We start from the raw sequence: 19033 nt of genomic DNA on the forward strand, positions 1-19033 counted from the left end.
CGTTCTTCGTTGCTGAGCGTGACTGTATATTTTTCTGGCATCGGAAGTTTTGGGTTTTAGCCAGTTTCCCCGATCCCTGTTTATCTGTCAAAACTATCGTGGTTAACTACTAGTTTCTGATTTGTTGTTGCTAAATTTTCTCTCGAATTTACACCATTTATTTGCCCTAACGCTTTGCCCTGAAGGAAGCCAGACTCCATGATCCCTTCTAATTGCTACTACATAGGCTAAGTTATATTCACCTAGTTTTTTGAGGAATTGGCTACTTTCACCATATAAACTATCTGCTAGTACCAGTTCAATCTGAAAGCCCTCTTCAATTAAATTTGTAATGATTTCTGACGCTAACTCTATTTTTGTTTTATATTTATCTGCTTCTTTTAGGGTTCCTTTTGGCTTGAATACTTTGACCATTAATGGAAAGGTTATATTCGAGTAAACTCCATAGGCATTTACTGAAACTATTCCGTTATCGACTTTTCCGACACTCCCTAAATATTGTCTCGCTACATAATCAGTCTTTTTACCTTTTTTCCTGTCTCCAGTTTCATCTATTACTACTGTAATCTTATTACCATTTAATGCTTTTTTGAGTTCATTTAATCTTCTTTGTTTTATTTTCTCTACCGACCAATCTGAATTCGCTATAAAATGATGTAATGATTGGGCTGAGTTTATACTTACAGCTTTCGCTATCTCTGGTAATGATTTTCTTTTGATTGGTGACATTATCCCCAAATGTAAATATTTGAAGCATTCATAATTTCTTACTTCCTTAAACAGGTCTTTATACTCTGCACAATATTCATCTATGAGCGTCACTGTTCGGTGAGCATCTCTTGGCAAATGCTTGAGGATTTGTAATTCTACATCCATTGCCCTACTTACCTTTCAGGGTTTTCTCTATTCATTCTTTTATTTAGAATACCCGGAAAATGACAGAAGAGGGATAACTTAGATGCCTACTTTGCCGTAATTCCGGGAATTTAAGTTGCGCTTTACTACAGGCATACTACAAAAACTTGCGGAAATAATACCTCACCCGATTGGGTGACAAGCAGACATTGCAGATCGTAGTTTGCGATCGCGATGAATTCCTGCACTGCTTAAAGCGATCGTAATTTTTCAAAGTAAAGAAGAGGATGCTCGTTGACGACTTCCCGTCCCGTTTGCCTCATCCCTAGCTTCTCAAGCACCCGCACAGACGCAATGTTTGGTTCGTCCACATCCGCCCTCACCTTGGGAAGGGAAAGCGTGTCCAGAGCATAACCCAATACAGCGCTAGCTGCTTCTGTTGCGTAACCATATCCCCAGCGATCGGGATGAACTCCGTAGATTAAACTGGGAGTCCCTTCCTCTGAAGGCAAGAAGCCAGCAAAGCCAACAAGATATTCAAGGTCGCGCATAAAGACTAGCCAGAGTCCGTACCCATGCTGTTCAAAGTTCGCGATGCTGTCCTCAACGAAAGATTCTGCCTCGTCAGACGAGATTACCCGGTTGTCGAATAAGAAAGACCGGACGCGATCGCTCGTCCAAAGCGTGTGAATGAGTTGAATATCCTCGCTCTGGCAGGGTCGAAGCTGTAATCTACTTGTTTCGAGTACGCAACTCATCGTTATTCGGTGTCTAGTGATCCAAACGGTTTAGCATCTTCTAAGTCAAAGATTTCAATAGCATCCTCACGGCGAAACATGCGTTTTCCAAGGCGCGGGAAATCGGCAATTTCTATATCGAGGTTTTCTCCTCCCGCCAGATAAACTAAGTCTTCCTCACCTGCATTCCTCAAATGATGAGCTACCGAAGGAGTCGGGAATGCCATGAAGTCTCCTGCACCAACTTCAAATTCTTCGCCGTCAATTTCCGCAATTCCGCTGCCCGATAGGATGTAAATCCATTCTTCCTCGCGGTAGTGGGAATGATATACAAAGGATTCCTTTCCTGGAGGGACTTTTACAAAGTTGACTCCGGTGCGCTTTAGTCCGAGCGCTCGCCCCATTTGTGTCCCTGAGATTTCGGATTTCGGATTCCAGGGGTGTGAGAATGTTTGCATATTGTCTTCAATTTGTTGACGCCGCAAAATCAAAGATTTCTTCTCTGCCATGTTCGTAACCCTCAGGTGGTTTACTGGATACCTAATAGCTAAGTTCAGCGATCGCAATATGGGGTTTCATAGAGGTTTCTCCTCGCCAGCAAAATATAAGTTTGGATAGGGACACTGTTACTCATTTACTGAAGACACACACCACTCTGCCGCTTTTTGGTCAATGGTTTTGATAAAGTCGTCTTTCCCGTCCATATATCCCTCTATATCATCGGGATACATCTCTGCTAATTTCCGCTTAAGGTTACTGTATTGCTGTGCATCTTCAGGATGAGCAATCATGTAATCTCGAAATGCTAAGTGACGCTTTACCTGTGCTGAACCAATCTCGAATGTATGAACTTGATGTGTTCTGATACCTGCTTGGCTATTCTTGCGGAAGAATCGACGACCAGGAATTCCATAATCACGCATCACTTCATAACCCTGTGACTCCATTGCTGCACTCTGCTCATCTACACGAGAAATATCTTTCACTTCAACCAGCAGATCGATAATGGGCTTTGCGTAAATATTAGGAATTGCCGTGCTACCAATATGATGTATTGCAACCATATTTTCGCCCATTGCCTCGGCAACTTGCTGCGACTCAGCCTCGAACGCATCTCGCCACTGTAGATTGTGTGGAACTACTTCAACTTTGAACGGCATGACTGGCACCTGTAGTAATGCAAGATTCTGGGAATGAGGAGCGATTCTTGGCTACACTCGCAAATTCTCTAATTGTGAAATTCTTGATTAGTAGATAAGTGCTGTTTGAGGTCATTAATCTTGTATCAGTTTGAGAGGGTCTGGCATTTCGGTTTATTCAGTTAGGAAACTGTTGATTTTAAGCCAGAGGAATTTGGAAGCAACAAAGAGGCAGATATCGCGATCGCAATTAACCTGGATTTTGTGCAACTTTACTGGCAAATCGACAGGCTTTGTGTTTGCAGATAGTCCCGCATCCAGGCACAGTTTAGAACCAGTAGGGCATCCAGATCCAAATTCCATAAAATAATTGTGCGATCGCTACTAGCTGAAGCGATTGTTTGACCATCTGGGCTAAAACTTATCCCCAAAACGCTATCAGTATGCCCACGTAAGGTTTTGAGCAATTTCCCACTCAGGCTCCAGAGTTTCACCGTTCCGTCAGAACTGGCAGAAGCTAGAGTTTGACCATTCGGGCTGAAGCTGATGCTATTGACTCGATTGGTATGTCCGGTTAAGGTTTTGAGCAACTGACCGTTGCTCCAAAGTTTTACGATTCCATCAGCACTGGCAGAAGCGAAGGTACTACCATTGGGACTGAAGCTGACATCTAAGATACCAGCACTATGTCCCGGTAGAGTGCTGAGCAAACTTCCTTTAAGTTGCCAAAGCTTCACCGTTTCGTCAGCACTCACAGAAGCTAAAGTCTGTCCATCCGGGCTAAAACTCACGCTTGTTACCGATTCATGATGTCCGATTAAGGTATCCAGCAGAGTTCCATCCCGATTCCAGAGTTTCACAGTTCTGTCAGCACTCGCTGAGGCTAAAGTCTGACCATCTGGACTGAAACGAACACTCAAGACACTAGCAGTATGTCCCTGGAAGGTCTTCAGAAGCGTGCCGTCTTTGTGCCACAATTTTATCGTTTTGTCAGCACTCGCTGAAGCAAACGTCTGTCCATCTGGGCTAAAACTGATGCTGGAAATCTCCCCATTGTGTCCTTTGAGAGTTTTTAGCAGCTTCCCGTCTTGATGCCAAAGCTTCACTGTTTTGTCGGCGCTGGCGGAAACCAAAGTCTGACCATCTGGACTAAAACTTACACCCCGCACCTCAGAATCATGCTTCTGCAAAGTGGGAAGTTTCTCAGCGTTAGGGTGCCAGAGTTTAACTGTAGTATCGGCGCTGGCAGAAGCCAAACTCTGACCATCGGGGCTGAAACTCACACTGTAAATCGAAGCGCTGTGTCCTTTGAGAGTAGAAACAAGCGTGCCATCCAGACGCCAAAGTTGCACCGTTTTGTCTGCACCGGCAGAAGCCAACGTTTGACCGTCTGGGCTAAAACTAACCGCCCAAACGAGATCCTTGTGTTCGGTGAAAGTTCTGTAGGGACGAGTTTCAAAACCTCCCAGACTCCGATTCTGACGCCAGAGTTTCACTGTAGTATCTGCACTAGCAGAAGCCAAAGTCTGACCGTCGGGGCTGAAACTGACGCTATTAACTGAAGCGGTATGTCCTTTTAAAATCCCTAGCAATTTACCATTGCGGTGCCACAGTCTAATTGTTTTGTCGGTGCTAGCTGTCGCTAAGGTTTGGCTGTCTGGGCTGAAGTGAATACTTGTTACCCAAGAGCGATGACCCTTTAAGGTGACAATTAGGCTGCCGTTCCGCCGCCAAAGTTTCACCGTTTTATCCGCACTGGCAGAGGCGAGAAACTGACCATCTGGGCTAAAAGCAACGCTATTGACTTTGCCAGCGTGCCCTTTGAGAGTAGTTATGAGTGTACCGTCCCGGTGCCAGAGTTTCACCGTTTTGTCATAACTTGCAGAAGCCACCATTTGGCTGTCTGGGCTGAAGCTGACGCTTTTTACTTTGTCTCGATGTCCTTCCAGCGTCGTCAACAGCCTGCCATCCCGTTGCCAAAGTTTAACTGTCCCGTCATCACTGGCAGACGCGATGGTTTGACCATCCGGGCTAAAACTGAGGCTAATGACTGTTCTTTGATGTCCCTCCAGACGGTTATACTCTCTGACGCCATAGACTGCTTGCTGTAGAACCGTTACCACTCGAATGCGGGTATCGGGTTTGGCTTCGATAGATTGTTGTAGCTGTCTACCTGCCTTTAAACTTTCCAGCAATGCTTCTAGTTCTTTATTTGAGGCTAAAAGTTCATCTGAGGAGGCACTTAAAGCATTGAGTTGAGCATCAATTTCACCCGTTTCGGCTCTCTGCCATTGCTTTGTGGCAATTCCCACTAGCAATCCTAGTCCTATCAAACCGCTGGTGAGTCCCAGGATAACTTGTCTTCGTTGGCGATCGCGTACTCTCTGCTCTCGTGCTTGCAGTGCCAAACTCGCCTGTATAAAAGTTTGCTCCTTTAAACTCAGATCGGCTGAACGTTCGGCGTACCAATGTTGGGCTTCTAATAACGGCGCACCTCGCCACAGTACCCCCTCATCTTGCTGGCTCTCCCATTGTCGCAAAGCTATCCGCAATCGCTCCTGCCAAGTCCGGAAGCTGCGGTCATCTTCTAGCCACTGGCGCAAGCGTTGCCACTCTCGAATCAGTGCTTCATGGACGATTTCGACGGTTTCACCCCTGGTTGCCTCATCTTGTCTGCTAACAACCAAACGTGCATCCGCTAAGCGCGTAACTAAGTTCCAATTGTCTTGTCCTACGTCGGTGCGGGTGGCGATGCGGCGAGTATCGGCGGTGCCTTCACCGGGATGCACTAATTGGAGAAAGATACGCTTTGCCTGTTGCTGTGCTTCCGGTTTGAGTGCCGCGTACACCTGTTCGGCATAACTGGCGAGTGCTTGTTCAACACCTCCAATGGCATCATAGGCAGCATGAGTGAGGATACCATTGCATTGTTGTTCCCACAGCAAGGTTAGGGCAAACTCCAGCAAGGGCAGTTGACCGGGTTCGCAACTAACGGCATCTAAAATGCGCGATCGCAATCCTTCCTCGATCTGTACACCTAAATTTTGGGCTGGTTTTGCGATCGCTGCTTGCAGTTCTAAGCGGCTCATTTGCCCTAAAAATTCTGGGGGGAAGCGCTGCAACGCAGAGGCAAAGGGGTGGTAAGAAAGGGCGTATTCGCAGAAATCTGCTCGTAAAGTGAGAATTAAGGTAAAACTGGGTATCTGGTTGACAGCAGTTAACAATTCATCTTGAAAGCGTTGACGGATTTCCGCTTCCTGGCAAAGCGCGTACAATTCCTCAAACTGGTCGGCAAATAAAAGCAGGTGGTCAGTTGTGGGAGTTTTATCTAAAATTCGCTCTAACACAGCGATTAATGGCAAGTCACCCTGCTGAATTGCTGTTGCTAGTTTGTTGATTTCAACCAAACGATCCGTTTCACGCAACTGCGGTTCTAATAGGGGAATCAGTTGTTCTGCCAGTTTTAAAAAAGGACGATTCCCCGGACGAAAGCTAACAATTAGCCAGTTTTCTATCTGACGCAGACGCGGAATTAAGCCTGCAAAGACTGCGGAAGATTTACCGCTACCGGAAGGGCCAATCGTAGCAACGAGTGGCTGATTATATACCGCTTTCAACAGTTTTTCAGTGAAAGCCTCCCTGCCAAAGAAAAACGGTGCATCGGCTTCTTGAAATGCAGACAAACCCCGATAGGGACAGGAGAAATCTTGCCCAATTTGTAGGGGAACGGCGCTGTGTCCGTACCCCTCAAGAGACCCTTTTCCTCTATCATGTAATCCTTGCCAAATTATGGGCACCGCTGTGGGATTTTGGCATATTACTGGCAACCAACTGGCGCAAGGACATCGATCCTCTAAAGCTTGCAGCTGTTCTCGTGCTTCTCGCACAGAGGTATAAAAAGACTCACCCCTAGAAAAAGAAGTGAGGAAATACTTGAGAAATTCCTGAGCAACCAAGTCAGGGACTGGTTCCCGCATGACAATGATTTGAGGAATGTGGAGGCTTTCGAGGGAACGTGCTAAGCCTAGCCCATCGCAGGAGTTGAAAACTGCCAGTTGTAAGCCGCGTTCTATTGCTCTTTTCAGAGCATAGGTTAACTCGGTGATGGATAAGCGATCGCTACCATTAATTTCGATCTCGCCCGTTTCGCCACAAGCAAGGCTGGAACTATGTCCGGCAAAAAATAAGATATCCCACCCTGATGAGTCCCAAAGTTTCTGGTATAACTGGCGGCGTTGCGGTTCGACTAAAAAGACAATTTCTGCATCACAAAGTAAACTTGAAAGCAACTGTCGGTCTGCTTCAATATCAATTCCATTCCCATTTCCCAAAATCGCTAAAATTCTGGGTTTTTCCCGTACTGGTGCATCAGTTTCTACCCGTTCGTAAGCAGTTGCTCCCAGCGCTACTTCTGCCTTAGGGTAACGCTCGAAAAAATCCCATAAATGCCAAGGAAGTCGTCGCAGTTGGTTGTTTTCTATTTGCAGAATCAACCGCACTGTATCGGTTGGTAATAATTTTTCGAGTAATTTTTCTCGAATGGGGCGAAATGACTCAGCTTTGAGCCAGATTGCCAAACTATCTGCTAAGGTTTGAGCAGACTGGCGGCAAGCGTCAAGTAAATCTTTTGGAGAACCCTGAATAATTTGTCCTCCTCTTTCTTCCAAGCGAAACAGGAACGACAGACTGCGATAAATAGACTGCCAGTGTTCGTATTGTTCCAGTAACTGAGTTGCTGGGGGCAATTTACCTTTGGCACGGGTGGTAACAGCATGGTTGCCTTCTCCCCGAATTTCCAGCGTTGCTATTGCTCCCTGATGCAAGTCACCATCGATATCCAAGATGACTAACTTTTCCATTGCTGCGTGCTAGATGACAAAGGCTTCTGTGATGCTAGTATCTCCTAACGCTACTTTGACACTAAATTGTTCCCCCACTTGTCCTCTGAATTCATACTGCATGAAGGTGTCAGTCCCGCTAGCGATAATTTCTCTGAATACCTCCCCAGATTCTGTTAATACCATCAACTTCAGTTGATGTGGCAGCGCCATTTGTGGATTGACAGAACAAACTTGCAGATGGATGCTCAATCTTTCTGGGGTTTCTGGCTGGAGGGTGACTATTAAAACAACTGCATTTGTTTCCAACTCGATCCGCTTTGCCCGTCTCACAGTCGATCTGCGTAATGCTAAAAGGGGCGTTTGTGGCGTCAATACCTCCTCCACTGTTTGCCAACCAGACTCGAAGAAATTTTGTAACCAGTTGTTTAGCTGCGATCGCGTCTTGTCGGGTGCATCTGACAGCGCCGATTCGAGTTGATCTAGATACTCCATCAGTGCATCCAAAGATTGCAAGTCAGCCAGTTGCAGTTCCTCTGGCGGATCGATAGTAGCAACAGCGGGAGCAAATCCAATCAGCTGTGCTTCCTGCAAGTAGACTGGTTCTGTGGGAGTAGAACGCGATCCAAACTGAACTGCCACATAGCCAACTCGATCTTGCATCACTTCTGGCGGTAGCATAACAGATGTCTCCCCAGGCAGGACGGGACGGCACTCTAATCTACCTAAGTTAGGCAACACCAGATCCGCTACATCAAACATTGCTCGCATACCAGGATGCCAGCTGTCGCTTGAGGTGAGATCCGGCTCGTATCTCAGCCATTTTAGATAGCGGTGAACCGCCCACACAGCCAGGGTATTGAGATATACCCGTACCCCTTTTTCAGGAGTCGCTTGCTCTTGTGCAAATTGTCGCGCCAGCTGATGGGCGGTGTCGCTGAGGGGAACGTTAAGAGAAACAGGTGCGGTGCTATTCATAAGTCTTCTTCTACATTTGGTTGATAGCCCAAACTTCTAGCGATCGCTTGGAGAAGCGGGAGTCCCTTGTTTTTCCAATGCCAGTTCAGGGTGTTGTAATTAATGTTGAGATCCCGTGCAACAAGAGCGAGTTTGTCGGGTGGATACTTTAAGAGCAAGCGCTGGCTGAGGATTTGGCAGTTACACGCTGGATAAGCTTGGGGATGGCAACGCCGAAGTTTGCCTTCCGGATCTCGGTCAATATATTGCTTTAGCTGAACCCCAATTCTTTGATTTTTCCGCTGTTCCTGTTCTAGGCGGGTTTGGGCTTCTATTTCTAAAAGCGTACAGGGAACTGAAGCCGCCAAGCGATCGCCAAAAGTTTCGCTCCCCTCATCCCCCAAGGGCACATCAAGCGAGAGGGGTGGTTTCCTCAGTTGTTCTTGAAATTCCGCTTGAGGATTCTTGGGATTTTTGGCGCGAGTCTGCTGGGAGGAATGCAAGTCGCGCACTTCATATTTCAGGCGTAATTTCAGGTTAATCCAAGCCACCAAACTCTTCTCTAAAGAAGGCTGTCTGGGTTCAAATTCGTGTATTTCATCAGCCAATTTCAGCAATGTATCATCCAAAGCTTCCAAGTAATCCGGGTGCGCGGATCTCGCCAATCCTGGCAATTGCTGAATTTCGATCAACAGCTGATTCATCGCTTTTCGCCAGCTAAGGCTCCCAGATGGATGCTGACGGACTGCTTCAATTAGTTTGCCTAGCCGCTCATCCCGTTCGTTCATAGCAGGGAATTAAGTAAGATTCTCTCCTCTGGGTGTTGAGTCCTATCGAATCCGTCTTCGCTTTTCACAGGCTTGTAAAGTTTTGTAACAAATATCGGGAATATCCCCACAAGTTTGAGGCAGGTGCCTGAGAGATTTGTAGAGCGATACCTGAATTGATAGGAGGAGATGCCATGAATCATTTTGCGATCCTAATGCACTTTTTGCGCGATCGCCAGGAATTTCTGGAAGAGATTAGTAAAGGGATAAGAATTGAAACCAAGATTGTTTCCTTGTTAATTAGTAGTTCAGTCTTTTTTGCACTTTATGGAGCAATCATCGGCTCGTTTAGTGGCGGATTGCAAATGGTTGCTTCAGCCATTAAGCTACCAGCCTTATATTTAATCACTCTAGCTGTTTGTTTACCTAATTTATATTTCTTTGATGTAATTTCAGGCTCTAGGCGCAGCTTTGGACAATACCTGGTTTTACTATTAGCTTCAATGTCAATCATTGGGGTAATGCTTTTCAGTTTTGCACCAATCACCCTGTTTTTTCGTCTTTCCATTAACGATTATCAATTTTTTAAACTCTTGAATGTACTGGTCTTTACCATTACAGGTTTGATTGGGATTAATGTTTTTTATCGAAGCCTGATATATATCAACGAGAAAGATTCTGACAAGCCAAGTAACCGCACGGCGATGATTCGAGGCTGGTTAGTGTTATATGGCTTTGTCGGAAGCCAACTAGGATGGACGCTCAGACCCTTTTTTGGCAATCCTGGTAGCCCCTTCGAGCTATTTCGCCCTCTAGAAAGTAACTTTTACTTTCATCTTTTGAAAGTAGTTTCTGACGCACTAGGTCTTCGTTAAGCACGTAACAGGAACCAACTGATATGCAAGCTGACTTAGAAAATTTACAGATGACAAAAGAAGAGCTGGAGACTTTGGTTGATTTAGATCCTAGCACTGCTCTAGCCATTGATGCTTATAGAGGGTTTATCCTCAAAAATCCCAAGCAGATGCTATCAGTTCTCCTGACGGAACTATTTATACTCATGCTGGTCTTAATTTTTGTTATGCCAGTAAGTCTAATTTTACTTCGCAACGCTGGAAGTTTACCGGGAAATACAGATGGTGTTACCAGATTATTAATCATCATTTCTAGTATTTCTCTGTTGGGTGTCTTGATTTGGAATGCTTATTTTTGGCAACAAGTTAAACAAGTCAAATCTTTAGCTAGGTTAATAGATAAAGTCGATAAGTACAATCGCGTAATTCAAGCGATCGCTCTCATCGACGAACTAGAATCAGCAAGCCGCTCACCCTCTCGGTGTAACAGCCTCAGCACTAGAAGAGAAGTCATTCAAGCTTTGAGAATTACCAAAGAAACTTTGAGCGGCGCTTTACAAGCGGAAATGCTCATGAAGAAACATCGTAAATTTCTGAGCAATCATTATGAGTTATTTGCAAACCTTGAAGCAAATCTCACTTCCTTGCTGTCCTTTAGCCTGAGCGATCGCGTAGATGAATATAGTTGTTTACTCAATGAATCTTTACAAATTGGGATTAGCGTACATAAGGAATTGAAGAATTAACGAACCACATTAGCAAAGCATGGGCGTTAGCGCTTTAGGGCGCTAAAAAAATAAAACGAAGAGAGGTTTACGAAATATTCAGAATCGCTGTTGAAGAAATCAGGGCTAATGAGAATTTAATTTCGGGTTGATTGACAACCAAAATTATCAATGGTTTATTCAATCGTTTTCTAAATAATCGAAAATTTGTTTCTAGGTATACATGCATTATGAAGAATCTGCTTCATGCCACATATCACGGCATATTTTGGTTCTGTAATATTACATTTTTGGTGGTTGTCTGCGCTGGGTATTGGCCTGCTTATACAAGTGAAATCGTTAAGGCTGCGTCGAATAGTCCGATCGAAAGAGAATTTTTCATCACCCTTGCAGTTTTGATTGTGATATCGATTATCTGTACGGTGCTGGGACTGCGGCGTTTCCGTAAGCAACCTTTACAGCTGATGCGTTTGTTTTATGGCGTGGAAGCACCCCTGTTTCTCCTGTGCCTACTATTGTTTTTCCTCAGACAGGGACTCCGCCTCCGGCTTGCGGAACTCACCCCCGCTAGCGCTTTGATTTTGGGCACAGTGGGCGTTTGTATGGTTGCTTTTTACCTCGAAGTGCTATACGGCTATGCAGAACGTCATCGAGCGATCGCATGGTTGCAAATGATGGCTCACAGTCTGATGCCGGGGGTTGGTGTGTACCTAGGGTTGCTGCTGCTATTTTATGCCGCACCCGCAGCCGCCTTTCTCGTGTACAACTTCTTCCAATTTCAGTGGATAAGGGACTTTGGGTATATATGGGCTTCCGGAAACTGGTGGATGCCCGTCTCTTTTATGCTCTTTTGCGTAAGCGTTATCCTATCCCTGTTCATGCCTTGGATATTGGCAAGCTACTACATTCAATCTGGGCAGCGAATCTTACGTGCTTTTGCGGCTCAGCATGGGCGAAACCGCACTGTTATTGGTTCGGGGACGGTGGTGACTGCTTGGATGATTCTGTGCCTCTCATTCAATGCCCAGCCTCAGATTCAGGCATTTAAACTGTTAGAGAACCCAGCACCATCAGACAGCGAAAAGGCAGCACTTGTAGCCAAGTCCGACTTGATTCGGGATGGACTCCTGAACGCTTACTTTTCTTCTTATCGGTATCTGGGCACTTCAGAAGAAAATGACCATATCCACGTCATGTATCAGAGCGTCTTTGGCTTACCAGAGCTGCTTTCCCAGTTCTTCCAAGACAGCTACAATCACTTGATGTCGCCGTTCTTATACAACGGTTCCCTAAGAGATATGGAAAAAGCTGGAAAGCTGTACGCCCAGTTTTTTGACAAGCCAATTCAAAAAGCAGAACGACAAGCAATTCAACACGCTTTGCAATCTAGTGGAAATTTGGACGATGCCAAGGCAGGGTTGCTGAATATTAACCAGGAAAAGGTGTGGTTGCGATCGCAACAAGTCACCGTTAAACCACAGGGCGATTGGGCAGATGTGGAACTCTATGAAGTGTATGCCAACAAAACCACTGATGTTGAGGAAATTTTCTATTCCTTTTCTTTGCCAGAAAGCGCGGCAATTACAGGAGTTTGGTTGGGCGACAGCGAGAACTTAGCCAAGCGCTTCCCCTTTAAGGTTTCGCCACGCGGTGCCGCTCAGAAAGTTTATACTTCACAGGTAAGGCGCTGGCGTCCCGTCGATCCAGCTTTACTTGAGCAAGTTGGGCCACTTCAATATCGCTTGCGAGCCTTTCCCATTCCTCCCCGCTTATCACCGCAGGAACAAGCGGAGTCAGAAGATCGACCAACCGAAATGCATCTGTGGCTGACCTATAAAGTCATGCGACAAGAGAAGGGGTGGGCGTTACCCCAGCTAGGAGAGAAGCGCAACATTTTTTGGAATCAGGACACCCAGCGTATCCGCAATGGAGAAGTTGTAGCACGGGTTGGTGATGAATGGTTGGAACCATTTTTGCCAACAGCTGGGCAATACCAGCCAAGTCTACATCAGGTTAAGTTGCCAAATGGCTACCAAATCTCAGCCAAGCCGTTAGCTGCAAAAGATTACTTGATGCCCCAAGGGAAGCGGTTTGCGGTCATTGTCGATGCTTCCCGGAGTATGGCGGCACACACCAAAAAACTGACAGAAACATTGAGTTGGTTGGAACAAAACGGCTTTGCTGACAACATCTTCGCGAATAATGATGCCGATTTGTACATCAGTGCGTCCCCTGGTGCAAAACCGCAGCGCATCGATGATATCAGTCGCTTCAATGCCATGAAGATGACATTCTACGGCAGCATACAACCAAAGGAAATGCTGCGGCAATTTACGCAACTGCGAGGGAATACGCCTTACGACGGCATCTTATTGGTGACGGATGAAAGCGGTTACGAGTTATCAGACAATCGTAAAGATGTACCAGTAATGCCTGCACCGTTGTGGGTGGTGCATCTAGGAGCGTTGCCACCTGCTTATGACGATGCAACTCTCAAAGCCATTCAAGACAGTGGTGGTGGTGTGTGTACCAAAATTTCCGAAGTTTTGCAGCGACAGGCAACGAAGGCAGCGTTAGGGTCATCTGTCGTCAGCGTAGTGGATGGCTATGCTTGGTTTATGGAAAAAGCCCCGGAGAATAGTCAGAGTGCTGATGCAACTCAAAACTCTAATACTCAAGGTTTTGAACCTCTAGCGGCGCGGCAAATGGTTTTGGGGTTAAGCAAACAGCTGAAGGGAAAGCAAATTGCTCAACTTGATGCCATTCATGCGATCGCTAAAACTTACAAAATTGTCACTCCCTACTCGTCCATGATTGTACTGGTCAATGACGAGCAACGAGAGGCACTTAGAATTGCGGAAGCTCAGAAAGACCGTTTTAACCGTTCGGTTGAAGATGGAAAAGAGCAACTGAGGCAACAGAACAATCGTTTTAGCGCTAGTGTACCCGAACCCTCTGCGATTATCGGGTTGGTAGCGATCGCCTTGTTCCTGATTCGCACTCGTCAACGCGGTGTCAAACTACAATAGATGCACGTTTCGACTGTGAGAAACAGAAGGCTCAAAGGCTCACTACTATAGCCATTCAAGGGTTGGGTGCGATACATCAGTAAGGGCTTTTTGAATGCCATGCTCCTACAATGACATTCAAAAAGCCGCTACTGAACGTTAGAACCGCAATCTATTCCACCCAACCGAGAAACGCTCTATGCTCTATCGTAATTTCTCAACGCAAGCCGAGCTGGATGCTGAATATAACGTAGAAAAGTCAGTACCAGATTTCACTGTGTACGCAGATTTCTACGTGAAAACAAGCGCTAGCGTGCGCTCTGCGTTGTCTTGCAAACTCCAGGTTCCCTTTGGCCCCACTCTAGCCGAACATCTGGATATCTTTCCAGCAGCTCAACCGGATGCCCCCATTTTGGTGTTTATTCACGGTGGCTACTGGCGACTGCTCAGCAGCCAGGATTTTAGTTTAGTCGCCAAAGCACCTGTGGAAGCGGGAGTTACAGTAGTCGTCACCAACTATGCTTTGTGTCCTACCGTGACAATGGATGAGATCGTGCGTCAGAGTCGAGCAGCGGTTGCTTGGATTTATCAAAATGCTTCTAGTTTTGGAGGCGATCGCGATCGCATTTACGTCTCTGGTCACTCGGCGGGCGGTCAATTAACAGCAATGCTGATGGCAACTGACTGGGAAGGAACCTACGGTTTACCCGCCGATATCATTAAAGGAGGCTGCGCGATTAGTGGTTTATTTGACCTGATGCCCTTTCCCTACACCTGGCTGCAACCCGCTTTACAATTAACTTGGGGAGAAGTTCTCCGCAACAGCCCCATCCTGCATATTCCCGACAAAGCCGGATCGCTGATTGTCACCTACGGCGGGGATGAATCTAAAGAATTTCAACGCCAGTCCGATGAGTTTCTAGCAGCCTGGAAAGCGAAAGGTTTAAAAGGCGAATATCTATCCCAACCTAGTAAAAACCACTTTACTGCCATTGATGGTTTTCTGGATGTCAATAGCAACCTGTGTACTGCTATCCTCCGACAGATGGGCGTTAAGGCGTAGCGCTAATTTAGGGTTGGGTTATGAGCCGATCTCCTCTGCAAACAAAAATGCCCTCTCACCAGAGAGGGCAGCATTGCTTTTATGGATTGAGGAGTTTCATCGATACAAATAAAAGCGTAAGCCGTGGATGTGACGCGGGAGTGGCAATCAGATATCAATGTTGCGATCGCCTTCGAGTCTTGCCGAGGTTTCTGTTCTTTTATCCTGCGAAGGGAGTTTAGTTTGTAGAGATGCGATCGCCTTTGTCTCTCCGTCTGACGGATTTTCTTATTCAAGCGCGATCGCGTCTACCCAATCTTGATAATCGGGATCTCGATTTTCCGTAATCGCGATGAGTTTTTCTCGCAGTTTTGTAGTAATCGGTTTGCTCTCTGGTAATTGATAATTTTCAATTTTTTTGATGGGCGCAACCTTGGCAGCCGTCCCGCTCAAGAAAACTTCGTCAGCGATAAAAAGCTCTGATTTATCAACGGGTCTTTCTATCGTTTTAATTCCTAGATTTCTGGCAATTGTTAGGACGCTATCTCTGGTAATTCCTTCTAAAATATCCTGTTCAAATCCAGGGGTAATCAGTTGCCCATTTCTCACTAAAAATATATTCATCCCAGAGGCTTCGCAAATTTTTCCCTGCGAATTCATCATAATCGCCTCATCAAAGCCGGACTCTACCGCCTCAGTTTTCGCTAAGGCAGAAGTAATATATGCGGCGCTGATTTTACCTCTCAGAGGCAAGCTGCGATCTTCTTGTCGATACCAGGAACTAATTCGACAGCTGACTCCTTCCGGAGATAAATAATCTGCTAGTTCAATTCCATAAACTAAAAAATCTTTCTCAACATTATGAAGCCTAGGAGCAATTCCTAACCCCGAAGTATATACGAGAGGGCGGATATAAAAAGACTTATTTGGTTGATTTTTTTTTATAAAATCAACGATATTTTCTCGAATTTTAGAGGCTGGTATATCGTAGTGTAAATACTTAGCACTATCACTTAACCTTTGGCAATGACGGTCTAATCTAAATAGTAAAATTTGCTTATCATTTTGAGGATCGGGAATCCCTCTTAATCCCCCAATTGCGCCAGTTCCATAGTGCAAAGCTTGGGTAGCAATAGAAACTTTGGCTTCGTTAAAAGGGACAAATTTATTCTGAAAGTAAGCAATGGGTAAAAAATTATTCATAAGCTTAAAGAAGTTTTTCCAGATGTTTTTCAATTTGCCGATTGCGCTTCTACACATTCGGCTTCCTGAACTTTCTTTCAAAATTCAAAAGGAATGTGTGTTCCGACTAAATTAGGAAATTCAAGAACGTTAGTGACTATTACTATATAATGATGTCTTGATTTCGAGCTAGTACAGATTTCGATATGAATAAAACATTTTAATAGTAGGGCGGGCATTGCTCACCCTACTGTTGGGCTAACCTACTACTTGGCTAACAACTAGCAATCTCGTTACCCGCGATCGCAGGCTGGGGTGATTCTGGCACCAGACGCGCCACAGCTTGCTTGACAAATCCTTGCAAGAAAGCAACTCGTTGATTTTGCTGAAACACTTTTTGCAGGGTTTCGCGCAACTGATCCAGATTCAAGGGACGACCTTCGGATGTCGTAGCGGCTTCCTGCGCTTGGAAATATTCAATCAAGCTCAAACCCGCTAAGCGGGTTAGATAGGCAGCACTGACGCCCTGAACCGCTCCTCCGGCGACAAATGTGATGGCATTGCTCTTCAGAACCCCGCCAACGGTTTGAGTAGTCAGTTCAACTAAACCAAGCTTGAGCATCAAGCTACCCATTGTCCCAGCGATCGCTTGCGCTTGTTGAAGAGAGAATTTTTGCTGATAAAGATTGCCCAGATCCATGACTAACTGACCGTTAATCGCAGCAGTTACCAGCAAGTCCAAGGCGGGCACGGGATTCGCAAAGGCAGTAGCGGCGGCAATCCACTGATATTGCTCGATAACGGGAAGGGCGCGATCGCGTCTGACTTCATTTAAGGCGGATTTCGCATCGGCTTTCAGCGCATAAGCTGCCCTCCAAGCCGTTGCCCAAATGAGCTGTTGACTTTCTTGGGCTAAAATTTGGCTTAACCGACCCGCGATCGCACTCATCTCAGGGGCTGGGGTTTCCATCCACTCCCGCACCGAACCATCCGGTTGATGCTGACGCACTTTGATGGGGGTAGGAGAAGCCGCGATCGCCACAACGTCTTCTCCCTTCAGCGTTCCTTGCATTCGTTGCCGCAATTGCTGTAATACCGTGGCGCGTTCTTCTGGTAAATACCGATCTTGCTTGTTAAGCACTAGCACTGCACGCTGTTTAGATGCCGCTAGTTGCTGTAAGGTTTGATATTCCGGATCGGTCAAATCTCCATTGGTAAGAAATAGCACCAAATCTGACCTCTCCCCGATTCGGGAAGGGGGCGGGGAGGTGGGGTCAATTGCAGTAAATAAAGCGGGTGTCTCCTGCAAGCCGAGTTTTTGCGGCTGTTGAGAAACCCAGTTAGACTCTAAAACTTGAATTAAGGTAGATTTACCGACTGACTTTCCGCCAGTGACAGCCAGATGCATCTCTTGGCGGTCGATTTCAGTCGTAATTTTGGCGAGTTGTTCTCTAAGCGGGGCATTTGCCGGATGGTTTTCTGCCTCTGCCTCTAGCTGGCTAATAGTACCTTCGGTTTGTGCGATCGCTTTTTCTACTGTTTCCCTATCCATCTGGCTGACATCTGGCAGATGAAGCTCTTTGGCTGTCTGTTTCTGGAATAACCAGAAACCAGCGCCGAGTGCGATCGCGCCAATTACACTAAACTCACCGACTGTCCCCGCTGAGTCATGAAAACTCTGCAACAACCAAAGCGAGAATGATAGACCAATTCCCCCGACTAAAATCGGACGCCGCAAATTCACAGCCATAAATATTTAAATGTAACCGAATCGCTGCTAACCAGCCTACAACAAATCCCTGCAACCTTTTGGGATTGCAGGGATTGTTTACTTTTGTATTTGGTGGCGGGAAGTGGATTTGAACCACTGACCTTCGGGTTATGAGCCCGACGAGCTACCAGGCTGCTCTATCCCGCGTCGTTGCCAACTTATTTACTATAACGCAAATTCAAGAATGTGGCAACTACAACATCGAAAGTTCCCCAACGACATCTAGGCGCTTGAATTTGCTCAAGCTCATAAAGGTTTCCGACAAGGTTTCTGCCACCGTAGGACTAATCCAACCCATTTGCTTGAGTAGATGAATGGCAACGGCACACTTTGCCCGTCCTGCTCCATCTGCCACCTTAATTGCTAGTCCCATCCCTTCGCCAACGCGACCGATACACTGAATCCCTTCAGCACCCCCTTTGCTGATGATTTCACCTTCGGTCAGACGCATGAGTTCTGTATCAAATAAACCTTCTCCTGCCACCATATTTGGGTGATGGGTCATGGCTCGGACGATGCGTTCCATATCCAAATTATTCCCAGAGGCAAGCTGACCGTACAAGGTACCCATTTGCCCCAGCTGCATGAAGTAAGTCGGAGCGCCACAATCATCGTGGGCACTGATGAACTCTACAGCGGGCATTCGCAGCAATTCGGCAACTTTGCCTAAAATTAGCTGCTGAACGGGGTGGTTGCGCTGCAAATAGGTATTCAGAGGCCAATGCCTTGCTTGGCAAACGGCAAGCATTCCAGCGTGTTTCCCGGAACAGTTATACTCCAGCGGACTCCGTTTACCTTCTGGAATTGGACACTGAAGTGCTGATGGGTCAACATCCGAGCGCCAAAGAACGTTAAAAGCCTGTCGGACTTGGGCAGTCGTACCTTGGTGGGAGCTACAGATAATGGCTAAGTCTCGATCCGTTAGCTTGTAGCGTTCTAGGGTGCCGGTAGTCGTAATTGCCAACGCCTGGAATGGCTTGAGGGCGGAACGAACAAAAGCAGCGGTTTCCGAACTGCCTGCCACGGATAGGACGCGCCCTCGGTTGTCACAGACGACTGCTTGGGCGCGATGCGTTGATTCAATAATGCCTTCTCGCAGCAACCGAACTTCCAGTTCTGCGGATTGATTTCTTTTTCCCCTTGTCATGGGTAAGACTT

General features: G+C 46.3%; 13 protein-coding genes, 1 tRNA gene and 1 pseudogene. 4 read left to right on the forward strand and 11 right to left on the reverse strand.

Annotated elements, in window-relative coordinates:
- Positions 1-111 precede the first annotated feature (111 nt).
- The 7 genes and pseudogenes from H6F52_RS11055 to H6F52_RS11085 all read right to left on the reverse strand — a co-directional run.
- A pseudogene (locus H6F52_RS11055) lies at positions 112-876 on the reverse strand (IS701 family transposase); the annotation flags it as partial.
- Between the two features lie 230 nt (positions 877-1106).
- Positions 1107-1613, reverse strand: a complete 507-nt coding sequence (locus H6F52_RS11060; RefSeq protein ID WP_190534597.1) for a GNAT family N-acetyltransferase — start codon at positions 1611-1613, stop codon at positions 1107-1109.
- A gap of 2 nt (positions 1614-1615) precedes the next feature.
- Positions 1616-2101 carry a cupin domain-containing protein gene (locus tag H6F52_RS11065; RefSeq protein WP_190428394.1) on the reverse strand — a complete coding sequence of 162 codons (486 nt, stop codon included), beginning with the start codon at positions 2099-2101 and terminating at the stop codon, positions 1616-1618.
- Positions 2102-2218: 117 nt separating this feature from the next.
- Positions 2219-2752 carry a GrpB family protein gene (locus H6F52_RS11070; protein ID WP_190534600.1) on the reverse strand — a complete coding sequence of 178 codons (534 nt, stop codon included), beginning with the start codon at positions 2750-2752 and terminating at the stop codon, positions 2219-2221.
- 251 nt (positions 2753-3003) lie between these two features.
- Positions 3004-7590, reverse strand: a complete 4587-nt coding sequence (locus H6F52_RS11075) for a CHAT domain-containing protein (RefSeq protein ID WP_190534603.1) — start codon at positions 7588-7590, stop codon at positions 3004-3006.
- A 9-nt stretch (positions 7591-7599) separates the two neighbouring features.
- Positions 7600-8547 (reverse strand): DUF1822 family protein, encoded by a 948-nt coding sequence (locus H6F52_RS11080; RefSeq protein ID WP_190534606.1) that lies wholly within the window; start codon positions 8545-8547, stop codon positions 7600-7602.
- Entirely contained in the window at positions 8544-9314 is a 771-nt protein-coding gene (locus H6F52_RS11085; RefSeq protein ID WP_190429063.1) for a hypothetical protein, read from the reverse strand. The genes H6F52_RS11080 and H6F52_RS11085 overlap by 4 nt, the downstream gene beginning before the upstream one ends.
- A 173-nt stretch (positions 9315-9487) precedes the next feature.
- On the opposite strand from H6F52_RS11085, the gene H6F52_RS11090 reads away from it, so the two are divergent.
- The 4 genes from H6F52_RS11090 to H6F52_RS11105 all read left to right on the forward strand — a co-directional run bounded on the left by H6F52_RS11090 (position 9488) and on the right by H6F52_RS11105 (position 14943).
- Complete coding sequence (locus tag H6F52_RS11090) at positions 9488-10168, forward strand: actin-binding WH2 domain-containing protein (RefSeq protein WP_190534609.1); 681 nt, start codon at positions 9488-9490, stop codon at positions 10166-10168.
- A 23-nt stretch (positions 10169-10191) separates the two neighbouring features.
- The gene (locus tag H6F52_RS11095) at positions 10192-10893 is read left to right on the forward strand and encodes a hypothetical protein (protein ID WP_206754033.1); all 702 of its coding nucleotides are present in this window, start codon (positions 10192-10194) and stop codon (positions 10891-10893) included.
- A 209-nt stretch (positions 10894-11102) separates the two neighbouring features.
- Positions 11103-13901 carry a TIGR02921 family PEP-CTERM protein gene (locus tag H6F52_RS11100; protein ID WP_190534616.1) on the forward strand — a complete coding sequence of 933 codons (2799 nt, stop codon included), beginning with the start codon at positions 11103-11105 and terminating at the stop codon, positions 13899-13901.
- Positions 13902-14079: 178 nt separating this feature from the next.
- Positions 14080-14943 carry an alpha/beta hydrolase gene (locus H6F52_RS11105; RefSeq protein WP_190534619.1) on the forward strand — a complete coding sequence of 288 codons (864 nt, stop codon included), beginning with the start codon at positions 14080-14082 and terminating at the stop codon, positions 14941-14943.
- A gap of 267 nt (positions 14944-15210) precedes the next feature.
- Here H6F52_RS11105 and H6F52_RS11110 read toward each other — a convergent pair whose 3' ends face one another.
- The 4 genes from H6F52_RS11110 to H6F52_RS11125 all read right to left on the reverse strand — a co-directional run bounded on the left by H6F52_RS11110 (position 15211) and on the right by H6F52_RS11125 (position 19022).
- The gene (locus H6F52_RS11110) at positions 15211-16125 is read right to left on the reverse strand and encodes a branched-chain amino acid transaminase (RefSeq protein WP_190534622.1); all 915 of its coding nucleotides are present in this window, start codon (positions 16123-16125) and stop codon (positions 15211-15213) included.
- Positions 16126-16378: 253 nt separating this feature from the next.
- Entirely contained in the window at positions 16379-17854 is a 1476-nt protein-coding gene (locus H6F52_RS11115) for a DUF697 domain-containing protein (protein WP_190534625.1), read from the reverse strand.
- Positions 17855-17945: 91 nt separating this feature from the next.
- Positions 17946-18022, reverse strand: a tRNA-Met gene (locus H6F52_RS11120).
- 46 nt (positions 18023-18068) lie between these two features.
- Positions 18069-19022, reverse strand: coding sequence for an asparaginase (locus H6F52_RS11125; RefSeq protein WP_190412552.1), 954 nt, complete (start codon positions 19020-19022; stop codon positions 18069-18071).
- Between the last annotated feature and the right edge of the window lie 11 nt (positions 19023-19033).

Source organism: Coleofasciculus sp. FACHB-542 (assembly GCF_014695825.1).
Lineage (GTDB): Bacteria > Cyanobacteriota > Cyanobacteriia > Cyanobacteriales > FACHB-T130 > FACHB-T130.